A 22,576-nucleotide genomic window follows, 5' to 3' on the forward strand; every position below is an offset into this window, starting at 1 on the left:
TACTTTATTATATATAAACTTTACACCTTCAGAACATTTCTGTCAATACATACCAAAGACTTTTTCAAAAGCTATATATGGATTTTGTTGATATAGACATACTACTTCAAAATGAAATTTATAAAAATAAAGCTTCCTATATTCATCGAAAGCTTTATTTTGAATTTAAGGATTGAAGTGGTACATCTTTATATAAGCACATTAGAAAACATGACTTTTGAAACCACATAACAGAATTTTATATGACATATATTTATATAGGAAATATTTCAGGAGTATAAGATTATGAGTATAATAAGTACTGCATTATACAAGATAACCATAGAAGGAGGAGCATTATATAAAAATAAATTTAATAAATATACTAAAAACTGCAAACAAGAAAATGAAAAAGTATTATTTGATATTCTTAAGAAAAACTCCAAAAGTGAACTAGGAATTAAATTAAACTTCGAAGCTATAGCATCTATAGATGATTTTAAAAAGAAGGTCCCACTAACTGAATATAGTTATTACGAAAGTTACATAGACAGAATGTCTAAAGGAGAATCCAATATTTTAACACGTGAAAAGGTTCAATATTTTGGTCATACTTCTGGTACTACAGGAAAACAGAAACTTATTCCTTCTACTAAGGCAAGTAAAAAATATGCCTCTAAATATATGGCGTTCCTCACAAATAAGTTTTGCTACGACAATTTTAAAGATACTTGGAGTTATGGAAAAGGATTAATGATAGCTGATATGGTAATGACAACCTATACCAGTGCAGGAATACCTATTTGCTCTGCTACATCCGGCGGAATGAACAGCATAAAGCATATACTTCCTTATCTATACACCTCTCCAATTGAGGTAATGAAAATAAAGGATAAAAAAATTTCATCTTATCTTCATCTATTGTTTGCTTTAAAGGAAGTTACCTTATCCTATATTAGCGGAGTTTTTATTTCCAATGTATTAGATCTGCTAAGGGTATTAGAGAGTAGCTGGCAAGACCTTGTAAGAGACATCAGAAAAGGCCGTGTTAACAATAGTCTAGATATTGATGATATCACTAGACAGCGTTTAAATAAGTTACTCTCTCCTAATGCTACTAGAGCAGATTATTTAGAGCAGGAATTTAAGAAAGGTTTCAAAGGTATAGTCCGAAGAGTATGGCCAAGTTTATCTTATATAGTAACAGTGACAGGTGCAAATTTTTCTATCTATGATGATAAGGTAAATTATTATACTGATTGGCTACCTATTTATTCACCAGTATACGCTTCAACAGAAGCTATGATTGGAATAAATCCTTACGCTAATAAAATACGTTATGTTGTTATTCCTAATACAGTTTTCTATGAATTTCTTCCCATTAGCGAGGATAATAAAACATCACAAGATACCCTTTGCATAGATGAAATACTTCTCGGGAAGAAATATGAAGTTGTTATCACCAATTATGCAGGGCTTTATAGATATAAGCTTGGCGATGTGGTTAAAGTCGTTGGTTTTTATAATAACTGTCCAGAAATTGAATTTTTATATAGGAAGAATCAAGTCCTTAATATGGTAGCTGAAAAAACAAACGAAGAACATCTTACTAGCGCTATAAGCAGCACTTTAAAAATATCAAATTTAAGTCTAATAGATTATACTACCTTACCTGACAACTCAGTGACTCCTGGAAAATATGTCTTTTATTTTGAATTAAAAAATATTATATCAAAATCTAAATTGAAAGAATTAGAGAGTACTTTGGACACTGAGCTTAGAATATCAAACCCTGCTTATGACAGAGCAAGAGCCAGCAATAAATTAGCACAAATTAAAATAGTACTTCTAGCACCAAACACCTTTAATTCAGTAAAAGAAGCTCTATTTAAAAAAGGAATATCTAAAAATCAAATCAAAATCCCTAGAGTACTTATCAATAATAAGAATGTATTTGATATAATATCTAAAAATATTCTATTAACTTAATTAGAGATTAGATTTCTACTACAAACCTATCTTTAAATCTACTATGATTTCTAACATGAGAGTTCTTATTAGAAAATGTTATATCTATAGCAGTACTATGGAATTAAGTATAGTTACTGTTAAAAGAGCGTGATAAAGTAAAATATATTCTCTTATATAAAAACTAAGTTATCAGTGCATTTAGAATTGATAACTTAGTTTTATAATTATACTGTATTAACCTTAACTTACTGGAGAATGAATAAATTCCTCAACCTTTATACCAGAATAATCTTTACTTATAGTTATATTTTCTACTCCATATGGTGGATTGTGTGGACCTACAAAAGTATCTACTTTAACTTTTACAATATATTTACCTTCTAACTTATAAATATCAACTATTTCATCATTATTATATTGCCTTGGTTCACCAAAGTATTTGTTTATAGCTTCACTTATATAGGGGGATAAAGTATCTAGAATAAATTGTTCATTTAGCTTATCTTTAAAAACATACTTTGGTACTGGATTACTTGAAAAATCAATGTTAGTTAAAGATAATTTTGGCAAAGTTCTTACTGGGCATAAATCTTTTATATTATTATTTGCAATATCTAATCTGTTTAATCTATATAAACTAGCTAATGGAGTAATATCCTTTAAATTATTATTTCTAAGTCCTAAGTATTTTAGCTTCTTAAGTTCACCTATTTCCTCTACTGAAGTAATATTATTGTAATCAAGCCTTAGTGATTGCAAGTTTTTAGCTGAATGTATACCTTTCAGATCATTCACTCTATTGTTATCTAAATCAACAAATTGTAGATTGGCAAGTTTGCCTAACACTCCAATATCCTTAATTTTATTTTCTGATAGAAATAACCTTACTAACTTTTTAGCATTGCTTATAGCATCAATATCCTCTATGTCATTTCGGGTTAAGTTTAGATAAGTCAGTTCATTGAAGTTACTTATAGTTTTTATATATCTTAACTTATTTTCACTTAAGTCTAACTCCATAAGCTTTTTTAAAGTTTTGATACCACTTATATCTTTTATGCTATTTCTTCCTAAAAATAAACTTTTTAAATTGACCAAATTTCTAAGTGGTTTTATATCTTCTATATTATTTGCCCAAAGATCCAGATGAACTATACCATCTATTTCTGATATTGGTCTCACATCGCTTACTGAATTATATCCTAAGTATAGCGACTTTAAGTTAGTAAGCCTACTTAAAGGTTCTATATTAGTTATCTTATTACTTGTTAAAGTAAGTTGTTTTAACTTTGTTAAATTACTTAAAGACTCTATACGCTCTATCTGATTATATCCTAAATTTAAATCTTCCAATTTGTTTAGTGTCTCTAAGGGCTTTATGTCCATAATATTATTAAATAATAAATTCAAGCTTTTAAGATTAGTGAAAGCTTCCAACCCCTCTATAGAAAATATATTTTTTCTGCTCAAGTTTACTTCCTCAATGGCCATAATATCTTTGTTGTTTATATTCCCTTCAGGCTTTTTTATTATTTCTCTTATAGCTGCTTCAAGGTTGCGGTCTTTAAACTTTATAGCAATTGGAGCTTCTACTGAAAACAAAGCACTGTTCCTGCACTTTATATTTTCCTCACCATACGCCTTCGTGTTAAAGGAACATATAATAAAAATCATTACTAAATTACTCAAACCTACTCTGAATTTAATCAAACTTTATCACTCCTATAAACATTAATAACAACCTTATTTTCTGCCTAAATTAAGGAATTAATGCTTATTTTACGGTAAAGTTTAACTGTTTTTTCTTTAAGCCATTTCTGTTAACTAATCCACAGTTTTATCTAAAATATAAATTCATATAATCATATATTTATAAAATCATATAAATATATAGTAATAATCAGGCTTTCCAGGTTTCTAATCTAGTATTTTGATATCACTAAAATTCCTTTAATACATTTAATGCATTAATCGCTGTAGGAAACCCTGAGTAAGGGACAGTTTGAATAATAATCTCTTCTATCTCCTCTTTACTTAAGCCCACATTAAATCCAGCTTTAATATGAACTCTTAACTGAGGTTCTACTCCACTTCTGCTTGCCAGCATAGCAATTGTAGCAATTTCTCTTTCTCTTAAGCTAAGTCCCTCCCTAGAATATATATCGCCAAAAGCAAACTCTACTATATATTTTCCTAGATCTCCTAATGGTGCTACCACTTCTTCTCCCACCTGTCCATCTACTTCTGATAACTTTTTACATCCTCTTTCAAATCTTTCATTATCCATTTTGCTTTCTACCTCCACTTAATTATATTTTTACTATTTCATTCTAAACATATAAGGTTGTATTATTTCAATACTCTTTTATTTAGCAATATATTTTCCTTATATTACCTCTACTAATTAATACTAACATCTGGAGTTAACTCCAAGTCAATACTATAAACACAAATAATTTATAAAATGAAAAAGTAAATTCTTCATTGCAATATTAAATTCGTGTTAAACGATTTTAGTCTTGCACAGAATATAGTATTAATAGTACGAAAATTCATTTCTACAATAACTAAACAAATATAGGAAGAACACCAAAACAAGCGTTCTTCCTATATTTATTATCTGATTACATATTAAGTAAAAAACATCTAAAATTTATATCCTACAATACTAAGCTAAATTTATATTAGATTTTAATAATAAACTCATCCAAATAAGATTATTTTCTGGTTAATTAGTCTTACTGACATACCTTCCCTGGGTTCAATATGTTCTTAGGATCAAAGGCAAGTTTAATTCTTCTTAGTAAATCTAAACTTACTTCTCCTAATTGTCCACTTAAGTACTGCTTCTTTGCATAACCTATACCATGTTCTCCAGATACTTGTCCTTTTAACTCCTTTGACTTATCGTACATGCATCTAAATACTTCTGATAACTTGTGATTCCATTCCTCTTCTGCCTTATCATCTCTCAATATATATACATGCAAGTTTCCATCACCAGCATGTCCAAAGTTCTTTATTCTTATATCAAATTCTTGCTGAAGTTTATAAGTATAATTCACAAATTCCGCTACCTTACTTATAGGTACGCAAACATCACATTCATCCATTTCAGTTGTTGATGCTTTTATTGCTTCAAGAAAAGCACCTCTAGCTGACCATATAGCTTCTTTTCTTTCATCAGTGTCAGCTATTAATATATCTAGAGCACCTTCCTTTAATAAAATATTGGCTATGCTAGTATAATGCTCTTCTACTTCTTCCTTGCTGTTGCCATCAAAGGTTAGTAAAAGATATGCATCTGCTGTATTGTCTGGAAACTTCTTACCTAAAAATTCTTCAGCAGCCAAAATAACATCTCTTTCCATAAATTCTATGGAGGTTGGATTAGTTTTTGATTTTACTATATTAGGAACAGCACCTATAGCTTCTGATAAATTATTAAATGGAGCTAAAATACTTACACTCTCCTTAGGTAGAGGTATTAGTTTTAATATAGCTTTTGTTACTATGGCTAAGGTTCCTTCAGAACCACATATTAGGTCTTTTATGTTATAGCCAGAACTATTCTTAACTACCTTTCCTCCAACTTCCACTATCTCTCCAGTTGGAAGCACTAGCTCTAATCCCTTAACGTAATCCCTAGTAACACCATACTTAACCGCTCTCATCCCGCCTGCATTTGTGTTTATATTCCCTGCTATAGTAGCTGACTTTTCACCTGGATCTGGTGGATAAAATAAATCATACTCTTTAACGAAATCTCCTATATCCATAAGTAGAACTCCAGGTTCCACAGTCAATGTTAAGTTTTCCTCATCTAGTTCAAGAATTTTATTCATTCTACACATGTTTATCATTATTCCGCCATGCACAGGTACAGAAGCTCCTACAAGTCCTGTTCCAGCTCCTCTTGGAACCACTGGGATATTATTTTCATAAGCATAAGCCACAATCCTTGAAACTTCCTCAGTGTTCAAAACTTCTACTACAACTTCAGGAAACTTACTTATTCCACCTAACTCATCATGGCTAAGATCTTCACTTATATCGTCGCCTGAAAAAACTCTTTTCTCACCTAATAAATTTATGAAATACTTAATATCTTCCTCATCTATAGCCTTATATCTATCTAACTCCACAGTAATCACTCCTATATCTAATTATTTAATGAATGGATATTATTTGCTTTTTATCTTTTCAATTAGCTTAGGTATTATTTCGTAAAAGTCTCCAACAATACCATAATGTGCAATATTAAAGATAGGTGCATCAGCATCATTATTAATAGCTATTATGCAGTCAGAATTGTTCATGCCAGCGGTATATTGTACTGCTCCTGAAATACCTATTGAAAATATTAATTTAGGTTTTACAGTTCTTCCACTTAAACCAATTTGATCTTTCACATCTATCAAGCCTGCTTCTACAAGAGGCCTTGTTCCACCTATTTTCCCATCTAGCAAAGTTGCAAATTCTTTAACTAGTTCCATATCTTTTTTAGACTTAACACCACGTCCCACTGAAACTATTACTTCTGCATCTGATATACTTACACCAACATCCTTTTTAGCCATATCTAACACTTCAATGCTTGAGAATAATTCTCCTACTGGACATATAGTCAGTTTGCCTCTTTTTTCTCCTCTATCTGGTGCATTCATAACCTTGTATCTTACAGTTGCTAGCTGAGGTCTATTATTAGGATTTATTATCTGAGCCATTATATTTCCACCAAAAGCAGGTCTTATCTGAATCAAATCTGTATTTTCTTTCATATCAAGGATGGTACAATCTGCTGTAAGTCCTGTCCTAAATCTAGCAGCTATTCTTGGAGCTAAGGATCTACCGATAGCTGTAGCTCCTACTAGTACTGTTGAAGGTTTTTTATAGTTTATAAAATTCTCGAAAACCTTTGTATATGGCTCTATTCTAAAATATTTAAGAGCCTCATCATCATATACAAATACTTCATCCACCCCATAATGAAGCAATTCCTCTGCCTTATCTTTAATATTACTTCCAATAAACACAGCATAAACAGGGTGATTTATTTTACTTGCTAGTTCCCTAGCTTTTCCTATCAACTCCAAAGTTACTGGATGTATATCCCCTTCTAAGTGTTCCACATATACTGCTACACCTTTCCATTCACTTTTATCTATGGACTTTTTCTCTTCTTCCACAAACTCCATAACCCCAGCAGGACCTTTTCTAACACATAATCTGCACATCTTACAGGCAGCTGATATCTGAACTTTATCTCCTGCTTTTTCTATTGCCCCAAAGGGACATAGCTTTACTAATTCATCAATAACTTTATCATTTAATTTATCTTCATTAACAACTAATCTACCCATTTTTTCTCCTTCCTCCTCTTAAATACCTTAAAACTATACATATCTCATATCTTTTAATTTTTCAAAAAGCTTATCACAGATATCTTCTGAAGTTCCCTGCCATATTTCCTTGGCTAGATTTACTTCTGGTGGAAATATTCTTTCCACTTGAGTAGGAGAACCGCTTAGACCATACATTTTTTCATCTTTATCTTCCAAATCATCTAAACAATATGTCCTTATTTCTCTATCTTTAGTTTCAAGCTTCTTTTTATAAGAAGGAAGTCTCGGTTCAAAGATATCCTTTTCAATAGTTAGTAAACAAGGATATTTGATCTCTAACTTCTCCAATACATTTGTCAAGTCAGCTTCTAATATGATGGAACTTTCCTTGATATCAATAATATTTTTCACATTAGCCACATGAGGAACCTTTAAGTATTCGGCAACCTCTGGACCAACCTGTGCTGTATCTCCATCTGTTGTCTGCTTACCACACAAAATCAGATCAAAATTACCAGCTTTTTTTATTCCCTGTGAAATCGTATAAGAAGTTGCCAACACATCTGCACCAGCAAACCTTCTATCAGATATGAGAACTCCTTCATCAGCCCCCATCATATAAGCTTCTTTTATAATCAATTCAGCTTGTGGCGGTCCCATACTAATAACTGTAACCCTTCCACCTACTTTAGCTTTAATCCTTAAGGCTGTTTCTAAAGCATATAAATCATATGGATTTATTTTTGAAGCAACGCCATCTCGTTTCAAAACTCCTGTCTTTTCATCAACCTTAACTTTACTTGTTCCCGGAACCTGTTTAATGCATACTAATATTTCCATAAGACTTCCTCCCTCTATCACACTATTACGTCTACTGGTATTATGGTCTGACCAGTATAACTATAAAATACCATACTTTACTAAATATTGCTAGGTTTTTATTTAATTTCTTATAGGAAATAGATTTTCTATTTTACTACTTTAGACTAATACTCTTACTATAGCTTATCTAATCTGCAATCCACAGCACTTGTCCTTATTAATATTAAATAAGGTTAGATTTTGTAACTTATATAAAATAAAGGTATGTTAACTATAGATATCCTTTACGAAAACTTAATTTATACAGGTTCCATAATCCCGGCTTCTGGGGATTATCGGTCATGCATAAATTCATAGTTGCAGTTGGATACCTAAAACTAGTTAACATACCTTTAAGAAATCTTATTTACTCAATTTAAATATTCTAATTATCTTAATTGCGAAACATATATAAAACTTTAATATATGCCAGTGTTATTTCACTATGTATTCCTGTATCAAATCTAGGTGCTGTCTCATAGCTTCTGCTGCTATATTAGGATTATGATCCTTTAGCCCCTGTAATATAGCTTCATGCTGTTTCATCAAGATACTTCTATTATCACTGATCATTAAAATACTTCCTCTAGCGTCACTGATGAAAGAATCCATTAAAGAAGAAACTGCATTCATCATATTAATTATAAGAATATTTTTAGATGCCTTAGCTATATTATAATGAAAACTCTTATCCCACTTAACCTTTGAGGCCTCATCTTCAGACTCATTTAAGCTAGTAAGACATTGTTCAAGCTCAGTTATCTCCTCTTCAGTTATTTTCATAGCCGCTAAGGCAACAGTCTCAATCTCAATAACTCTTCTTAGTTCTAATATCTGTTCTTTGTTACTGCCATTTAACATAAAAATAAGCAAAAAAGGATCTACAAGACTTTCTTCAAAGTTTTCCTTTATAAAATTCCCTTCACCCTGTCTAGCCTCTACAAGTCCTATAATTTGTAATGCACTTAAAGCCTCTCTTATAGCTGCTCTACTTACCCCTAATTGCTCTACTAAATCCCTTTCAGAAGGTAATTTATCCCCCTTCTTTAGAGTTCCCTCTGCAATCATAGTCTTGAACTGTTCTATTATCTGCTCATATACTTTTGTATTCTTAACTTGAGTAAACACTTTCTTTATCTCCTCACTAAACCAAAATCAAATTATATTACATTAATTTTACTCGATTATACAAACATTAACAACTGCTCTATATATACTTAAGGATAAAACTGAGAGTATCAACTCAAACAGCATTATAGTAGATAAAAATTTGCTATAGCCACCTTCTTTAGTGAACTTTTTTGCGCATCTGCCTTATCTGTATTTATATGAAGAGATTCTATCAATCTACATAATCTTTTTTACTGTTTGCCCTAAATATCTGTTCTAAATCCTTGAAGTTACTAGATTTATACATCAAAAGATTTTATACTAATCTAAATATAAAAAAGCCCCACGACAAACCCCTTACGTAAGCCGTGAGACCTTATATACTAATTAATATTTATAACTTAGATAAATTTTTTATGGCACCTATTATTTAGCAAAACAATTATTTGCCATGGAACTTGTATATTTATAAGTTTACTACTAAACTCATAAACATCTTCACAAATATTTAACAAAAAACCAACTATTACATTATATATAAAAATATATTCAATTTCAACTATTAAAATTACAATAACAACATTTTTCTCTAAAACTAACGGATTTATTTAGTACATGTTAAACAATATAATGTAAAATCCTTAGATTTACTACCATCTATTAACATAATAAAAAAACCTGAAGGAGCTTCTACAATCTTATATTTGATATTGGTATTATTATTAGTTACATCAACTAACTCATTTATTTCACTTTTCTTATTTACTGATTTAAGAAATAAATCATACTTAGAATAAAACTTGCCATCTGCTGGTATAAAATCAACTTTTTTAATTAATTTATCGAATATAGGTTTATCATATGTAAATTTTACAAGCTGCGTGCCATCACCAGTAAAACCACCTATTTCATCTGATAATACCTCAGTCTTTTGTATAGGTTTAGGTAGCTCAACTTTCCAGTTAGTACTGATTATATATGTTATATCTTTAGTTTTGTTTATATAAGATCTAATTAACGCAAAGCTAGCAAATAATAAAACAATAATTAAAATAAATACTTTTAACTTTATATGTTTCTTCATAATGAATCCCTCCCCTATTATATAGGTTAACGCTACAGAGTTTCTCAATCAACCATTAGTGGTAGTAATTTTCATAACAGTAATAGATTCATACCTCTGTAATGAAAATTATTTAACTTATTATTAAATAGACAACTACTTTATGAAGTAGTAAAAGCACCAAATATTTTATTGAAGATTTCAATGATAGTCTTCGTTTTTAAATATAACTAAAAAAGCTAGATGAACTCATTAAATGATTCACCTAGCTTTTCTAATTTCTTATTCTATAACTCCTGGATCTTGAATCCCTGTTGCACTGATTGTCCCATTGTGAATTGAAAAATTATTCCCTACAATTGGAACCAAAAACATACCAATAAACATAATAGTTACTATAGCTTTAAAGAAACTTTTTTTCATAGTTACAGACCTCCTTACATTTATAAACTAATTATACTATATTATACACATATATTTACAATATATGTGTAATAAAATTTATACCATTAAGTTTTCCAATTTATTTAACAAGCTTACAGCCTCCTCTTTATCGTCTAGGTGAACTGATGCTTCTGTTAATTTTAGCATAGCATAAGATCTTCCTAAGCTAGTATCAAAATTATCTAAGGTTTCTAATAATTTATTCATTACTTTTGTTATACTTGTGTAGTCTTGCTTAGATTCATATACCTTAACTAAATCCTTGTAGCTCTGCAAAAGAGCATCTATATTCTTATACTGCTCGGCTATATCAATAGCTAAATTTAAAATTAATATACTTTCTGAATATAGATTATTTTTAAATAGTATCTTACCCTTTGTATTTAAAGTATATGGAAGAGATGCCTTATCAATTTTAAGTGTAACCTGTTGTGACTTTTCTATATACTTTAAGCTATTATCGTACTCACCTAAAGAATAGTAACATTCTGCTATATCATTATATATTTTAGCTAAATTAGAATCATCCTTTCCATTAACTAAATCTACTAAATTAAAAAACTCTTTAAGAGCTCCTTCATACTCTTCTAATTTATACAAAACAGTAGCTTTAGTTATCTTTGCAAAGCATAATATCTCAAATTCTATCTCACTACTATGATTTAATATGCTATTATCAATTATGTACAGGCATTTATCAAATTCATTTAGTTGGCAGTATGTTGTCGCTATGTTAACGTTAGATTTATAATATGTTTTCATATCTCTCTCATCTAAAGCATACGTTATTGAATCTTCAAAATACTGTATAGCATCTTCATATTCTCCATTGTTTCTCTTGCATAGCCCCAATGAAAAATACACTTTAATTTGTGATTTATCATCTCTAAGTTCCTTAAATTTTCCTAGTGCCTTACGTAAGTATAAAGCGGCTTCCACATACTCTTTCTTCTTATAACGCTTGTCCCCTAAAACCTTATAAACTTGAGCTAATAAGTCATCTAATTCAAACTCTTTTGCTATTTTAATAAGCTCTTGTAACTGATTAAAATCTAACTCCTTCTTTAACTGTTCCTCACAATAGAATCTTGCATCTTCTTTAGGTGTTCTTGAAAAATACTCATCATCTAAGTCTAAGTTAACAGATATTCTTTTTGCTATATTATTAAATTTTTCTGCTAGAGCTTTAGAACTTGCTTTACTTACAGTTCTCTTTCCGCTTTCCATCATGCTAATGAAGGCTCTTGTCATATTTAAACCTTCTAATTCAGCTTGATTAACTCTAAATTTTTTTCTCATAAGTTTGATTTTTTCACTTGGATTATAAAACTCCAATTTTCTCACCCCTATACTACAATACTGTATCAACTTTATACAATCTTAATTTTTATTATAACCTAATTAATTGCAAATTGCATAATATTTTACATTTACTGGTTAAGTTTTTTCACTTATTCTTCAAAAAATCATCATTTGTACCGTTTAAAATGTAAATAAAATTTATGAGGTTGAAAAAGTGTAAATGGTAAAATAAAATGGAGATATTTCGGCAAACAAAAAGGGAGAAAAATTACCAGTATAGTTCAATAATACTCCTACCTTTGATAGAATAGAATCGTTGTTCATCAGAGGAGGATACGGAATGAAGGAATGGAAAGTGTTTGCAGAAATAATTGAATTAAAGAATAAAGGATTTAAAAAATCTCAAGTAGAAAGGATAATGGGGATAAATTATAAGACAATAATGAAATATTGGGACATGACACCTGAGGAATATGCAGAATTAATGAAAAAAGCAAAAAGTAGAACCAAGAAAGTAGATATGTACAAGAAAGATGTACTTGAATGGATTAGAGAATTTGATGATATATCTACTGCTCAAATTTATGATTGGTTACAAGAAAAATATGGTATGTTAGATTTTAAGGAGAGAACCTTACGATGGTATGTTAATAAGTTAAGAGCAAATCATAATCTGCCGAAAGCTGCCTATAAAAGGCAATATATTGAGGTTCCTGAATTGCCTATGGGATACCAAGCACAAGTAGATTTTGGACAGACTTGGCAGCATAAGCCTGACGGTTCGAGGATAAAACTTTATTGTTTCGCAATGGTGCTATCTCACTCTAGATTTAAATTTGTGCATTGGCTCGATAAGCCTTTTACAACAGAATCTTTCATAGAAGCTCATGACAGAGCATTTGAATATTTTAAGGGAATGCCGAAAGAAATAGTATACGATCAGGATAGAGTTCTTGCAGTAGATGAAAACTTTGGAGATGTTATTTATACTCAAGATTTTCAAAACTACATTAATATAATGCGTTTCAAGACTAGACTCTGTCGAGCATATGACCCAGAAAGTAAAGGTAAAATTGAAGCCGTAGTTAAGTTTGTTAAATACAATTTTGCAATACATAGGACATTTGTGGATATAGATTCTTTTAATGAGGATTGCCTAAAATGGCTTGAGAGAACTGGAAATGGAAAATTGCACGATATAACGAAAAAAGTACCAGCAGAAGTGTTTGCTTTGGAGAGTCAACACTTACAACAAGTACCTCAATCGATTAGAAAAAAATCCGATGATACTAGTTTAAACTATGCCGTGAGAAAAAACAATACAGTTTTTTATAAACAGAATAGATACCAGGTTCCTAAGGGTATATATGAGCCTGGGAAACAGGTTAAACTAGTTATTAAAGATACTTCAATGGATATAGTGGATTTAGAGTCAGGAGAAATTATAGCGCATCATGCTTTAAGCAATAAAAAAGGAGAATTAGTTAAACTTAATCATCCAGAAAGACAGATAAGCAAAACCACTGAAGAGATGTACGGTAAAGCACTCAACGTGCTTGGTGATACGGAGATTGCAAGAGTTCTTTTAGACAACATAAAGAGAGAACGATCAAGATATATTAAGGATCAACTAGGTGTAATAGTTAAGGCTGCACCAAACTATGATTTTGACATTATAGAGAAGGCTGTTGAGTATTGCGTCCGCCGTAGGCTTTGGAGTGCAGGCATGTTTAAAGACACTCTCGAACATTTAAATCTTAAAACTAGCCAAGGAAAAAACAATAAACCTAATTTGAATAATGCTACCATTCCTTCAAAGTGCAAAGGTGTAAAAACAGAAGTTAGAGCCATCAGTGAATATACAAATGCTTTGAAGGGAGATAAAATAACATGGAAAAACTAGAATTAATAAAGGATTATGCAAAAACTCTTAAACTTAACTATTTAAATACTAATGCTTCAAATCTCATAGAAGATGCTGATATTAAGGACTTATCCTATCAAGATTTGCTCTTAAATATACTAAAAAATGAGATTATCCTAAAAGAAACAAAATCACAGGAAAGGTTGCTTAAAAACGCAGGTTTTCCAGTAATAAAGCAAATAGAAGAGTTTGATTTTAATTTCCAGAAGTCTATAACAAGTAAACAAATTAATAGACTTATAGAATTAGAATGGATAGATAGGATGTTCAATCTTATCTTCCTTGGGCCTCCCGGTGTCGGAAAAACCCACCTTGCTATCGCAATGGGCTTAAAAGCCGTTGAGGCTGGGTATAAAGTTAGTTTTGTTTCTATGGACAATCTTATGCATGTACTTAAAACTCAAGATATATCAAGAAAAAGCAAGGGAAAGGTTAATAGCATACTCTCTTCAAGCCTTGTCATAATAGATGAATTAGGATACCTTCCAATAACAAAAGAAGAAGCTAATATGTTCTTTCAGTTAATATCTGCCCTTCATGAACAGGCTTCAATAATAGTCACCTCTAATAAAGGCTTTGAGGATTGGGCTGAACTTCTTGGAGATGATGCTTTAACAACGGCAGTTCTTGATAGACTTGTACACAAGTGCGAACTCTTTAATATGACAGGTAAAAGTTATAGGCTTGAGCATAGGCAATCTATATTATAAGATATGAAAAATGGAAAAATATCAGTAAAATTATTTGCCGAAATTTCTCCAAAAGTACTTGCCAGTAACAAAAAGCTTTAAATCCATTATTAACTACAGCATCTTATTGAATTAATACTTTATTTAACATATTACATCCTATATTCTAAACCTCATCTTGATCTTCAATGAAAATTCTTCAACTTATAGTTTACTTAACATTACTCGGTTTAAAACCCCCAAAACGTGTAGTTTAACATCATTCCAGACAAAAGAAAAAGTCTTATTTCTAATGCTTACTCCACTCTAGCCTATAATTTTTAGACATAATAAAAGCACTTACTATTTATTTCTTAATAAGTGCTTAATATTCTACAACTTCACATATTGGTTTATTCTCTTTTATAGCTATTTTAATATCTGATACCAAGTCATAATAGCCATTTGCACCATATTCCAGTTCCATATCACTAGTTGGATCATCGCCAAATAACTTATAGTGTTGTTTAATTAAATCCTTTAATTCATCTGTCATTTTTCCGTTATACATTATTCACATATCTCCTTTAAAATTTTATAAATTTGATTTATGATTTTATTTTTATTGATTATTCTATAAATTTAACTTCTTTATTTAAAAAACTTTTATCTGATTCTATTGCTATACATCTTGTCAAATCATATATTGGTACAATATGAAACTCTACTCCATCTATTAAATACTTAGAATATTTTCTGAATAGTATATCTTTGTCTAATCTCAAAACCGCATAATTGTTAATTCTAAATTCTGCAATTACAGTACACATATTAAGCCTCCTTGTATTTATATGATTAGATGGTTTTTTATAAAGATAGTCAAGGTTTTGTCTGCTGCATTGTAATAATTCTATAGCTTTAGAAGTATCAATAATATATAATGACTTTATGAGGAGGATGTTATATGAGTATTAAATTATCTGATGATGATTTTAAATTAATTGATGCTGTACTTGAAGATTATAAAGAAAATAGCCAAACTAATAAAGTTTGTTTACATTGCGGAAAACCTATGAAGTTAATTCAATATGATAATTCATATGAAGTTAGATGTGACACCGATAATTGTGTTCTAGAATACTTTCAAGGAATATAGAGTACTTAGTAAGTAATAGTAGTTTGAGATGTCTAGTTTATCATGTAAAGGAGAAAATTATACAACTCCCCCATTATATTTTTTCTGAGCCAAATACATCATAATCAGACCCCATATAAGGAATATTACCAAGCAGATTACCCCGTATCTCACTCTTGATATAAAAGTAATAATACCCATTAGTATACATCCAATCCCTATAATACATGCCTTACCCATTTTTTCTGTATAAGTTTTTTTATCTTTTTCAGAGACTCTTGCATAGTGATAATCGTGAATTAACGTTATTTGCTCTTTTTTCCAAATGCGCCATCCTAAAAATATACTCAGTAATCCTATAAAAATCATTAATATATATATTGCAAATTGGTTTCTACAATCTAACACATAGCCTGTCTATTGTTTGAGTAGGAACCTTATTTATGTTACTTATAAACTTTTGAATTGCAGTTCTAACTTGTGGCAGAGATTTATAAAAGACATTGTTAATAACAGATGCCTTTAGCCATCCCCATAACCCCTCTATAAGATTCATTTCTGGACTATACGGTGGTAAAAACATCAATTCAAGCCTATCTTTAACTCTATTAAGAAATGGCTGAATCAGCTTTGCATGATGAATCTTAGCATTGTCTAATACCACAACAATTTTTCCTTTTGGATACTGCTTAAGTACGTTTTCTAAAAAGTCATTAAATATCTTAGCGTCATATCTTTCATGTTCCTCGCAATATACGTTACCAGTCTCGTAATCCAATATTCCCATAAGTTTAACACCTGCATTTTTACCGAACGTAGGAATTTTCCTTTGTTGTCCTCTTATAAACCAGCTCTTTTGAATTGCTTGATAATCTCTAATCATTGATTCATCTTCAAATAAGATGGTATCAACTAAGCCATTGAGGCATTTTTTTTAAAGCTTTAAAGTCACTTTTAAAAATTTCTTGCTTTTCTTTATCAGCTTTCGCTAAGACGTAAGTAGGTCTAGTATAACTTAAATTTAATCTATGAAGTACATATGCTATTCCTCTATGTGACATATTTATATTAAATTCTTTAATAACCCATTGCCTCACTAATTCAATAGTCCAATTCATTTTAGATTCGAAGCCTACATCTTCTGGAGTTTTTGTAGTTATAGTTTCTACAATGAGCTTCTCTTGAAGTGAATTGATTTTCTTTGCGCTCCGCCGCCGTGGCCAATATTTAATCCATCTATTCCTTTTGATTTATAATTTTTTATATATGTAGAAACAGTATGTTCTTCTAGATTCTCCATTTCAGCTATTTTTCTATTTGTAAATCCATCAAAATGCTTAAGTAAAACAGAATATCTTTTATATAACCTTGTGTTTTTAGTCTTTTTTAAAGCTGATTTTAACTCGTTTATATCATCTTCATGCCCAGCAATCTTATTAAGAATCAAAATATCCATATTTAAAACCTCGCTATAATTTTTATTTTATATTCTAGTTTGGATATTTTAGTTATCTTATATTAATGGATGTTCTTACCTAAATATCATATCGAAATTTTCATCTTGCAACATATATATAAATACAAACATACATATACCTTATTCTTACGAAAAATAAATTGTTATGGATTCTTTTCTAAACAAAATTATCTATTTATTTAATTATATACCATTGATTTAAATTGACAACTATTCAGTTATATCATATATTTTTTTAGTGTAATACTAGCTATTATTAGATTTGGTATAATTAATACCATAACAGTTGCAACTAATCAGCGCACTGTAATACCTTTAACAAGAGGATAAAAATCTACATATTGTCATACAAATAGTCTTTCAAATAGTATTCTTAACAAGTATATACAATGTTGAAATTAATGAATATCAATTTGCAAAATAGATTATTGAAAATGCTAAAGGAGTTGGTATTAACTATGAAAAATACTAATAAAGCAAATAAAGAATACGAAGAAAAGCCAAATAAAATTGCTGAAATAGATGATACGCCTTTAACCATTGAAAAAGCTAAAAAGATGCTTAAAGAATTGAATGATATGGAATATGAATATTAAAAGCACTTGCTAATTAAAACTAGTAAGTGCTTTTATATTTACCTAATATTAGAAAGCGAAACATAAGATCACCTACTATTGGCAACTGATTTTAACATAACATCATGAATTTAATTTCATCCATTCATCACTACTTATTACATTACTAAATTTTAAACTTTGAGTGATCAAGGTTACTTTATGAAGCTCCTCGCTGCTTACAGTGCCAACTTCATTATTTACATCTATAGTTCCAGTAGCATCTGATAAGAATTCAACATGGTATCCTTTATGGAAGGCTTCCCTTGCTGTTGTATCGCAGCACATTTGAGTCATATATCCTGAAACAATAACTCCTGTTATATTCTCTTTTTTCAATATTTCTTCTAAATTTGTTTCATGAAAACTGCTTGGCTTAGTTTTTTCAATAAGATAGTCATAAGGCTTCTCTAAAATCCTTGGGTGTATCTGCCATTCATTTGAATTTCTAATGAAGGTATCTCCTGAAATAGCTGTATGCTGAATAATTATAATAACCATATTATTTTCTTTTGCATAATCCATGACTTTTAGTATATTATCAAGACTGTTAGTAGGGTAAGTTACCTTTAGCTTCCCAGTAAAATATTCATTTTGGACATCAATTACAAGTAATGCTTTTTTCATTTTTATTCCACCTTTACATTTAATGATTTGATCACATCTGTTATACTAATGTTATCTTAAATTAAGGTTGAAATGTGAAAGGAATCCATTGGTTTTCCTTTAAAAATGAAAGGATATTTTGCATTATGTTTGATGAAATAGATTTGAAAATTTTAGATATATTAAAGATTAACTCAAAGATATCCCTTAAAGAAATTGGTGAGCGTGTACATCTAACCCCACAAGGAGTATCCAACCGAATCATACGCCTTCAAGACTTAGGTATTATAACTCAGTATACTATATGCACTAACAATTCTTTACTTGGTAAAAATATCACTGCATTTATCACCATCTTTATGAAAACTACAAAACACGATAACTTGGTCAAGTTTATAAGAGCAAATACAATTATAACTGAGGCTCATAGAATTAGTGGTGATGGCTGTTACTTACTTAAAGTGGTATGTTCTAATATGGATGAAATTAATTTATTACTTGATAATATTATGGAATATGGTACTTACAGATTGAATTTATCTACTTCTACAATTACTGGATAGATATTATACTTAATATTTATTTCAAACCAGATAATTGTATATCTCTTAATACAAGTTTTGTTAGAATTTAACCTATGACCTATGTTCATTAATTGTGAAGATTATGTTATAAGCCAAGTTTTACATTATCACTATTTTTAGCTCATAACAAAAAGAACCTATATTTAATCTAAGTTCTTACGTATAAATCCAAGAGACTTTAATTCCTTACACATACATGTGATGCTGCTGTTCCAATAATAAATAATTGATATAACTTTATAAACTTAAGCCCTTATAACTCACTTTATGTAAATCTACTTTTCTTTGTAACTATTCAGCTGTTCAAATAATTTGATAAACATTATAGAACTAATTTTCGTAAACCCATTTCTATTATCTTTAGTTATTGATATTATATATCATATCTTGAAAAAAACTAATGATAATGCTCTTATGTTCATGAGCAAAGGAAAAGTAATTGAAATATATAATCAAGAATTAAGTCAAGTCATATAGAAACCTTCGAGGAAAGATATGATCAAATCTTAGATTATGTCTTCAAAAAATATTATATTGCTAATAGTGAGTCTTAAGCTAAAAAGAAAGCAAAGAAAAGTATTGGCCTTAATTTATTAAATAGATTAAGTACTTATAGAAAACAGATACTTGCTCTCATGTATGACTTTGATATACCTTTTGATAATAATCTAACAGATCGAGATTGCCAATGCCAAGATTAAACAAAAAACTCTGGAGCCTTTAGCAGTGGTAGTGGCACCAAAGAATTTACTCATATTCATGGATATGTATCCACTATACGAAAGCAAGGCATGAATACACTTAAGTGTATAAAATCTATATTTATAGAAAATCCAGTTAATCCTATATTAGCTTAGCTAAGATTATTTAATGAGTATTAAGAATTTTGATTTCCCTATTTGTCATATATAAAATTTTATACTATCTCTGAATAGTTACTTTTATTTAAAATATCTCTTAGCATGATGTTCTCAAGACATAATATGTATCTATTATTGCATTGATTTAACTTCATTATTATATATTTTATCGATTTTAAACAGTCTTTTAGACAAATCTATAAAAGGCCTCTCAACCAATATATACATTAATGTTGAGAATGGAATAATGAATAATATTGAAACAGCTATAAGTATTAAGTACCTTGTTGTTATTGAATGAGATCTAGCTATTACAGAAATATTAACTAACCTTGCTTGAAAAAACAAATGCCATATATATATGCTATAGCTTATAGCGCCAATAAATACCAAGAAAAAATTACTTAGTATGCTATTTAATTTACTCCTAGAAAACAATACTAATATTAAAATTGAGCCAATACAAATATAAAAAACTATATCAAAAAAGAAACTAAAGAATATATTATGAAATTTTGAATTATTATAATTCCAGTTGTAATAATTATTCATCAAAAATAGTATTAGAATTGGAGAAAAAGCTGCAATCTTTTTACTAATAAGTATAACTCTCTTAATATTAATATTTTGTTTTCCTAATTTTTCTTGAATATATAAATTAGCAATTACTATACCTATTGCAAAATTGTCAAAACAGCCTAAAATATTGTATTCACAATCTACATAATAGTCTCTATTAATACTAATCATATTAGGCTTCAAAAACCACATTATAACTAATCTATACAGTAAAACAAATAATATGGAAACTAATATGGACTTTTTATATTTATTATCCACGAAAAACCTAGCAACAAACGGAATTAATATATAAAACTGAACCTCAACAGCTAACGTCCAAACAGTATCGTTATAAGATTGTATGTTAAATATACTATATTTCTGCAGAAAGAGCATGTTTCCAATTAATGATCTTATACCTTGCTTTGTAATCAATTCCGGCTTAACACAGAATACAAAAATAATAAGAAAAAAATAAAATGCTGGTAAAATTCTTAATGCTCTTTTTATTGAATACTCTGTTAAGTTAATACTACTATTTGTATAGTAAGCCTTTGCAAACGGTATAAACAAGAGGAAACCGCTCAATATATAAAATACATTTACCCCTAAATGTCCCCACATCAAATAGGGTCCTATGTTAAAGTTTGCTATATATAACTCCTTTATATTTAAAACACTTTTTATATGATAGAAGAAAACCATTAATACTGCTATTCCTCTTAACCCGTCCAATTCTCTTATATTATTATTACTTATTCTAAAGATTCTTTTAACTATGTAAATCATTTAATCACCTCATATCTTATTGATTATATCAATATAACTTAGATAAATAAAGAGTGAGACTTTTGACTACTAAAAATTTATTATAACAATTAATAAGCCTCCATTATTTTGAGTCTATTCTTGTGTATTATCTCTGTGTATTACGTGTGTATTATCTATATAATTTCAAGAGATTTCATGAGGTTTTGAGTATATTTATTTATATAAAAAAAAGCCTTGTATAAAGCCTGTTTAGGGCTAAATACAAGACCTTATATATTTACTAATTACTTAGTTAAAGCTTCTTCAACAGCAACTGCAACAGCAACTGTAGCTCCAACCATTGGGTTGTTACCCATTCCGATAAGACCCATCATTTCAACGTGAGCTGGAACTGATGATGATCCTGCGAATTGTGCATCTGAGTGCATTCTTCCCATAGTATCTGTCATACCGTATGAAGCTGGACCTGCTGCCATGTTGTCTGGGTGAAGAGTTCTTCCAGTACCACCACCTGATGCAACTGAGAAGTATTTCTTTCCTAGATCAATCATTTCTTTCTTGTAAGTTCCAGCAACTGGATGTTGGAATCTTGTTGGGTTAGTTGAGTTACCAGTTATTGATACGTCAACGCCCTCTTTGTGCATTATAGCAACACCTTCTCTAACGTCATCTGCACCGTAGCATCTAACCTTAGCTCTTGGTCCCTTTGAGTAAGCAACTTCTCTAACTATTGCTAATTCTCCAGTGTAGTAGTCAAACTTAGTTTGAACGTATGTGAATCCATTGATTCTTGATATTATTTGAGCTGCATCTTTTCCAAGACCGTTAAGTATAACTCTTAATGGCTCTTTTCTTACTTTGTTAGCTTTTTCAGCTATCTTTATAGCACCTTCTGCAGCAGCAAATGATTCATGTCCTGCTAAGAAAGCAAAACATTTAGTTTCTTCGCTTAAAAGCATTGATCCTAGGTTACCATGTCCTAAACCAACTTTTCTGTCATCAGCAACTGATCCAGGGATACAGAATGCTTGAAGACCTTCACCGATTGCTTTTGAAGCATCAGCAGCTTTTGTGCAGTTTGATTTTATTGCTATAGCAGCACCTAATACATATGCCCAACCAGCGTTTTCAAATGCTATTGGTTGAGTTTCTCTTACTATTGTATATGGATCGAACCCTAAATCAACACAAAGTTGTCTAGCTTCTTCTAATGATTTCATACCATACTTTTCTAATACAGGTGTTATTTGTCCTATTCTTCTTTCATAACTTTCAAATAATGCCATTTCTTTCTCCTCCTT

General features: G+C 29.9%; 21 protein-coding genes and 1 pseudogene. 6 read left to right on the forward strand and 16 right to left on the reverse strand.

All coding sequences use genetic code 11. The annotated features are described in order from the left end of the window. Positions 1 to 285: 285 nt before the first annotated feature. Positions 286 to 1,968 carry a GH3 auxin-responsive promoter family protein gene (locus C1I91_RS21545; RefSeq protein WP_128214725.1) on the forward strand — a complete coding sequence of 561 codons (1,683 nt, stop codon included), beginning with the start codon at positions 286 to 288 and terminating at the stop codon, positions 1,966 to 1,968. A 222-nt stretch (positions 1,969 to 2,190) separates the two neighbouring features. On the opposite strand, the gene C1I91_RS21550 is transcribed toward C1I91_RS21545, so the two are convergent. The 9 genes from C1I91_RS21550 to C1I91_RS21585 form a co-directional block, all read right to left on the reverse strand. Then, positions 2,191 to 3,660, reverse strand: coding sequence for a leucine-rich repeat domain-containing protein (locus tag C1I91_RS21550; protein WP_128214726.1), 1,470 nt, complete (start codon positions 3,658 to 3,660; stop codon positions 2,191 to 2,193). Positions 3,661 to 3,889: 229 nt separating this feature from the next. Then, complete coding sequence (locus C1I91_RS21555; protein WP_128214727.1) at positions 3,890 to 4,237, reverse strand: carboxymuconolactone decarboxylase family protein; 348 nt, start codon at positions 4,235 to 4,237, stop codon at positions 3,890 to 3,892. A gap of 451 nt (positions 4,238 to 4,688) precedes the next feature. Then, entirely contained in the window at positions 4,689 to 6,095 is a 1,407-nt protein-coding gene (locus tag C1I91_RS21560) for an FAD-binding oxidoreductase (RefSeq protein ID WP_420808441.1), read from the reverse strand. A 39-nt stretch (positions 6,096 to 6,134) separates the two neighbouring features. Beyond that, positions 6,135 to 7,313: an electron transfer flavoprotein subunit alpha gene (locus tag C1I91_RS21565; RefSeq protein WP_128214728.1), complete on the reverse strand. Its 1,179-nt coding sequence runs from the start codon at positions 7,311 to 7,313 to the stop codon at positions 6,135 to 6,137. 33 nt (positions 7,314 to 7,346) lie between these two features. Continuing rightward, positions 7,347 to 8,135, reverse strand: a complete 789-nt coding sequence (locus tag C1I91_RS21570; RefSeq protein ID WP_128214729.1) for an electron transfer flavoprotein subunit beta/FixA family protein — start codon at positions 8,133 to 8,135, stop codon at positions 7,347 to 7,349. A gap of 456 nt (positions 8,136 to 8,591) precedes the next feature. Then, positions 8,592 to 9,284, reverse strand: a complete 693-nt coding sequence (locus tag C1I91_RS21575; RefSeq protein WP_128214730.1) for a FadR/GntR family transcriptional regulator — start codon at positions 9,282 to 9,284, stop codon at positions 8,592 to 8,594. A 586-nt stretch (positions 9,285 to 9,870) separates the two neighbouring features. Then, entirely contained in the window at positions 9,871 to 10,350 is a 480-nt protein-coding gene (locus C1I91_RS21580) for a hypothetical protein (protein ID WP_128214731.1), read from the reverse strand. Positions 10,351 to 10,611: 261 nt separating this feature from the next. Beyond that, positions 10,612 to 10,752, reverse strand: coding sequence for a hypothetical protein (locus C1I91_RS28350; protein ID WP_164880615.1), 141 nt, complete (start codon positions 10,750 to 10,752; stop codon positions 10,612 to 10,614). A 78-nt stretch (positions 10,753 to 10,830) separates the two neighbouring features. Then, positions 10,831 to 12,108: a helix-turn-helix transcriptional regulator gene (locus tag C1I91_RS21585; protein WP_128214732.1), complete on the reverse strand. Its 1,278-nt coding sequence runs from the start codon at positions 12,106 to 12,108 to the stop codon at positions 10,831 to 10,833. A gap of 307 nt (positions 12,109 to 12,415) precedes the next feature. Between C1I91_RS21585 and istA the strand changes: the two genes are divergently transcribed. Together istA and istB are read left to right on the forward strand one after the other, a co-directional pair. Further along, entirely contained in the window at positions 12,416 to 13,978 is a 1,563-nt protein-coding gene (gene istA / locus C1I91_RS21590; protein WP_238475863.1) for an IS21 family transposase, read from the forward strand. Beyond that, positions 13,966 to 14,709 carry an IS21-like element helper ATPase IstB gene (gene istB / locus C1I91_RS21595; protein ID WP_128214733.1) on the forward strand — a complete coding sequence of 248 codons (744 nt, stop codon included), beginning with the start codon at positions 13,966 to 13,968 and terminating at the stop codon, positions 14,707 to 14,709. The genes istA and istB overlap by 13 nt, the downstream gene beginning before the upstream one ends. A gap of 343 nt (positions 14,710 to 15,052) precedes the next feature. Here the strand turns inward: istB and C1I91_RS21600 are convergent, their stop codons facing one another. Then, positions 15,053 to 15,238: a hypothetical protein gene (locus tag C1I91_RS21600; RefSeq protein ID WP_128214734.1), complete on the reverse strand. Its 186-nt coding sequence runs from the start codon at positions 15,236 to 15,238 to the stop codon at positions 15,053 to 15,055. A gap of 58 nt (positions 15,239 to 15,296) precedes the next feature. Then, positions 15,297 to 15,497 carry a hypothetical protein gene (locus tag C1I91_RS21605; protein ID WP_128214735.1) on the reverse strand — a complete coding sequence of 67 codons (201 nt, stop codon included), beginning with the start codon at positions 15,495 to 15,497 and terminating at the stop codon, positions 15,297 to 15,299. 134 nt (positions 15,498 to 15,631) lie between these two features. On the opposite strand from C1I91_RS21605, the gene C1I91_RS21610 reads away from it, so the two are divergent. Further along, positions 15,632 to 15,823: a hypothetical protein gene (locus C1I91_RS21610; RefSeq protein ID WP_128214736.1), complete on the forward strand. Its 192-nt coding sequence runs from the start codon at positions 15,632 to 15,634 to the stop codon at positions 15,821 to 15,823. 57 nt (positions 15,824 to 15,880) lie between these two features. Here the strand turns inward: C1I91_RS21610 and C1I91_RS21615 are convergent, their stop codons facing one another. Continuing rightward, complete coding sequence (locus C1I91_RS21615) at positions 15,881 to 16,171, reverse strand: DUF3784 domain-containing protein (protein ID WP_128216070.1); 291 nt, start codon at positions 16,169 to 16,171, stop codon at positions 15,881 to 15,883. 25 nt (positions 16,172 to 16,196) lie between these two features. After that, positions 16,197 to 17,258 (reverse strand): annotated as a pseudogene (locus C1I91_RS21620) (IS630 family transposase). Positions 17,259 to 17,737: 479 nt separating this feature from the next. Here C1I91_RS21620 and C1I91_RS28355 point away from each other — a divergent pair. Continuing rightward, complete coding sequence (locus C1I91_RS28355) at positions 17,738 to 17,875, forward strand: hypothetical protein (protein WP_164880616.1); 138 nt, start codon at positions 17,738 to 17,740, stop codon at positions 17,873 to 17,875. Positions 17,876 to 17,977: 102 nt separating this feature from the next. Here C1I91_RS28355 and C1I91_RS21625 read toward each other — a convergent pair whose 3' ends face one another. After that, complete coding sequence (locus C1I91_RS21625; protein WP_128214737.1) at positions 17,978 to 18,520, reverse strand: cysteine hydrolase family protein; 543 nt, start codon at positions 18,518 to 18,520, stop codon at positions 17,978 to 17,980. 125 nt (positions 18,521 to 18,645) lie between these two features. Between C1I91_RS21625 and C1I91_RS21630 the strand changes: the two genes are divergently transcribed. Continuing rightward, positions 18,646 to 19,062 carry an Lrp/AsnC family transcriptional regulator gene (locus C1I91_RS21630; protein ID WP_128214738.1) on the forward strand — a complete coding sequence of 139 codons (417 nt, stop codon included), beginning with the start codon at positions 18,646 to 18,648 and terminating at the stop codon, positions 19,060 to 19,062. Positions 19,063 to 20,075: 1,013 nt separating this feature from the next. Here C1I91_RS21630 and C1I91_RS21635 read toward each other — a convergent pair. After that, positions 20,076 to 21,293, reverse strand: coding sequence for an acyltransferase family protein (locus C1I91_RS21635; protein WP_128214739.1), 1,218 nt, complete (start codon positions 21,291 to 21,293; stop codon positions 20,076 to 20,078). A 266-nt stretch (positions 21,294 to 21,559) separates the two neighbouring features. Next, positions 21,560 to 22,561, reverse strand: coding sequence for a GGGtGRT protein (locus C1I91_RS21640; protein WP_128214740.1), 1,002 nt, complete (start codon positions 22,559 to 22,561; stop codon positions 21,560 to 21,562). Between the last annotated feature and the right edge of the window lie 15 nt (positions 22,562 to 22,576).

This window comes from Clostridium manihotivorum (assembly GCF_004015185.1).
GTDB classification, from domain to species: Bacteria; Bacillota; Clostridia; order Clostridiales; family Clostridiaceae; genus Clostridium_AR; species Clostridium_AR manihotivorum.

Coding starts and splice junctions, on each gene's coding strand:
- C1I91_RS21545 (WP_128214725.1), top strand. CDS start 286: ATGAGTATAATAAGTACTGCATTATACAAGATAACCATAGAAGGAGGA.
- C1I91_RS21555 (WP_128214727.1), bottom strand. CDS start 4,237: ATGGATAATGAAAGATTTGAAAGAGGATGTAAAAAGTTATCAGAAGTA.
- C1I91_RS21565 (WP_128214728.1), bottom strand. CDS start 7,313: ATGGGTAGATTAGTTGTTAATGAAGATAAATTAAATGATAAAGTTATT.
- C1I91_RS21570 (WP_128214729.1), bottom strand. CDS start 8,135: ATGGAAATATTAGTATGCATTAAACAGGTTCCGGGAACAAGTAAAGTT.
- C1I91_RS21580 (WP_128214731.1), bottom strand. CDS start 10,350: ATGAAGAAACATATAAAGTTAAAAGTATTTATTTTAATTATTGTTTTA.
- C1I91_RS28350 (WP_164880615.1), bottom strand. CDS start 10,752: ATGAAAAAAAGTTTCTTTAAAGCTATAGTAACTATTATGTTTATTGGT.
- istA (WP_238475863.1), top strand. CDS start 12,416: ATGAAGGAATGGAAAGTGTTTGCAGAAATAATTGAATTAAAGAATAAA.
- istB (WP_128214733.1), top strand. CDS start 13,966: ATGGAAAAACTAGAATTAATAAAGGATTATGCAAAAACTCTTAAACTT.
- C1I91_RS21600 (WP_128214734.1), bottom strand. CDS start 15,238: ATGTATAACGGAAAAATGACAGATGAATTAAAGGATTTAATTAAACAA.
- C1I91_RS21605 (WP_128214735.1), bottom strand. CDS start 15,497: ATGTGTACTGTAATTGCAGAATTTAGAATTAACAATTATGCGGTTTTG.
- C1I91_RS21610 (WP_128214736.1), top strand. CDS start 15,632: ATGAGTATTAAATTATCTGATGATGATTTTAAATTAATTGATGCTGTA.
- C1I91_RS21615 (WP_128216070.1), bottom strand. CDS start 16,171: ATGATTTTTATAGGATTACTGAGTATATTTTTAGGATGGCGCATTTGG.
- C1I91_RS28355 (WP_164880616.1), top strand. CDS start 17,738: ATGAAAAATACTAATAAAGCAAATAAAGAATACGAAGAAAAGCCAAAT.
- C1I91_RS21625 (WP_128214737.1), bottom strand. CDS start 18,520: ATGAAAAAAGCATTACTTGTAATTGATGTCCAAAATGAATATTTTACT.
- C1I91_RS21630 (WP_128214738.1), top strand. CDS start 18,646: ATGTTTGATGAAATAGATTTGAAAATTTTAGATATATTAAAGATTAAC.
- C1I91_RS21635 (WP_128214739.1), bottom strand. CDS start 21,293: ATGATTTACATAGTTAAAAGAATCTTTAGAATAAGTAATAATAATATA.
- C1I91_RS21640 (WP_128214740.1), bottom strand. CDS start 22,561: ATGGCATTATTTGAAAGTTATGAAAGAAGAATAGGACAAATAACACCT.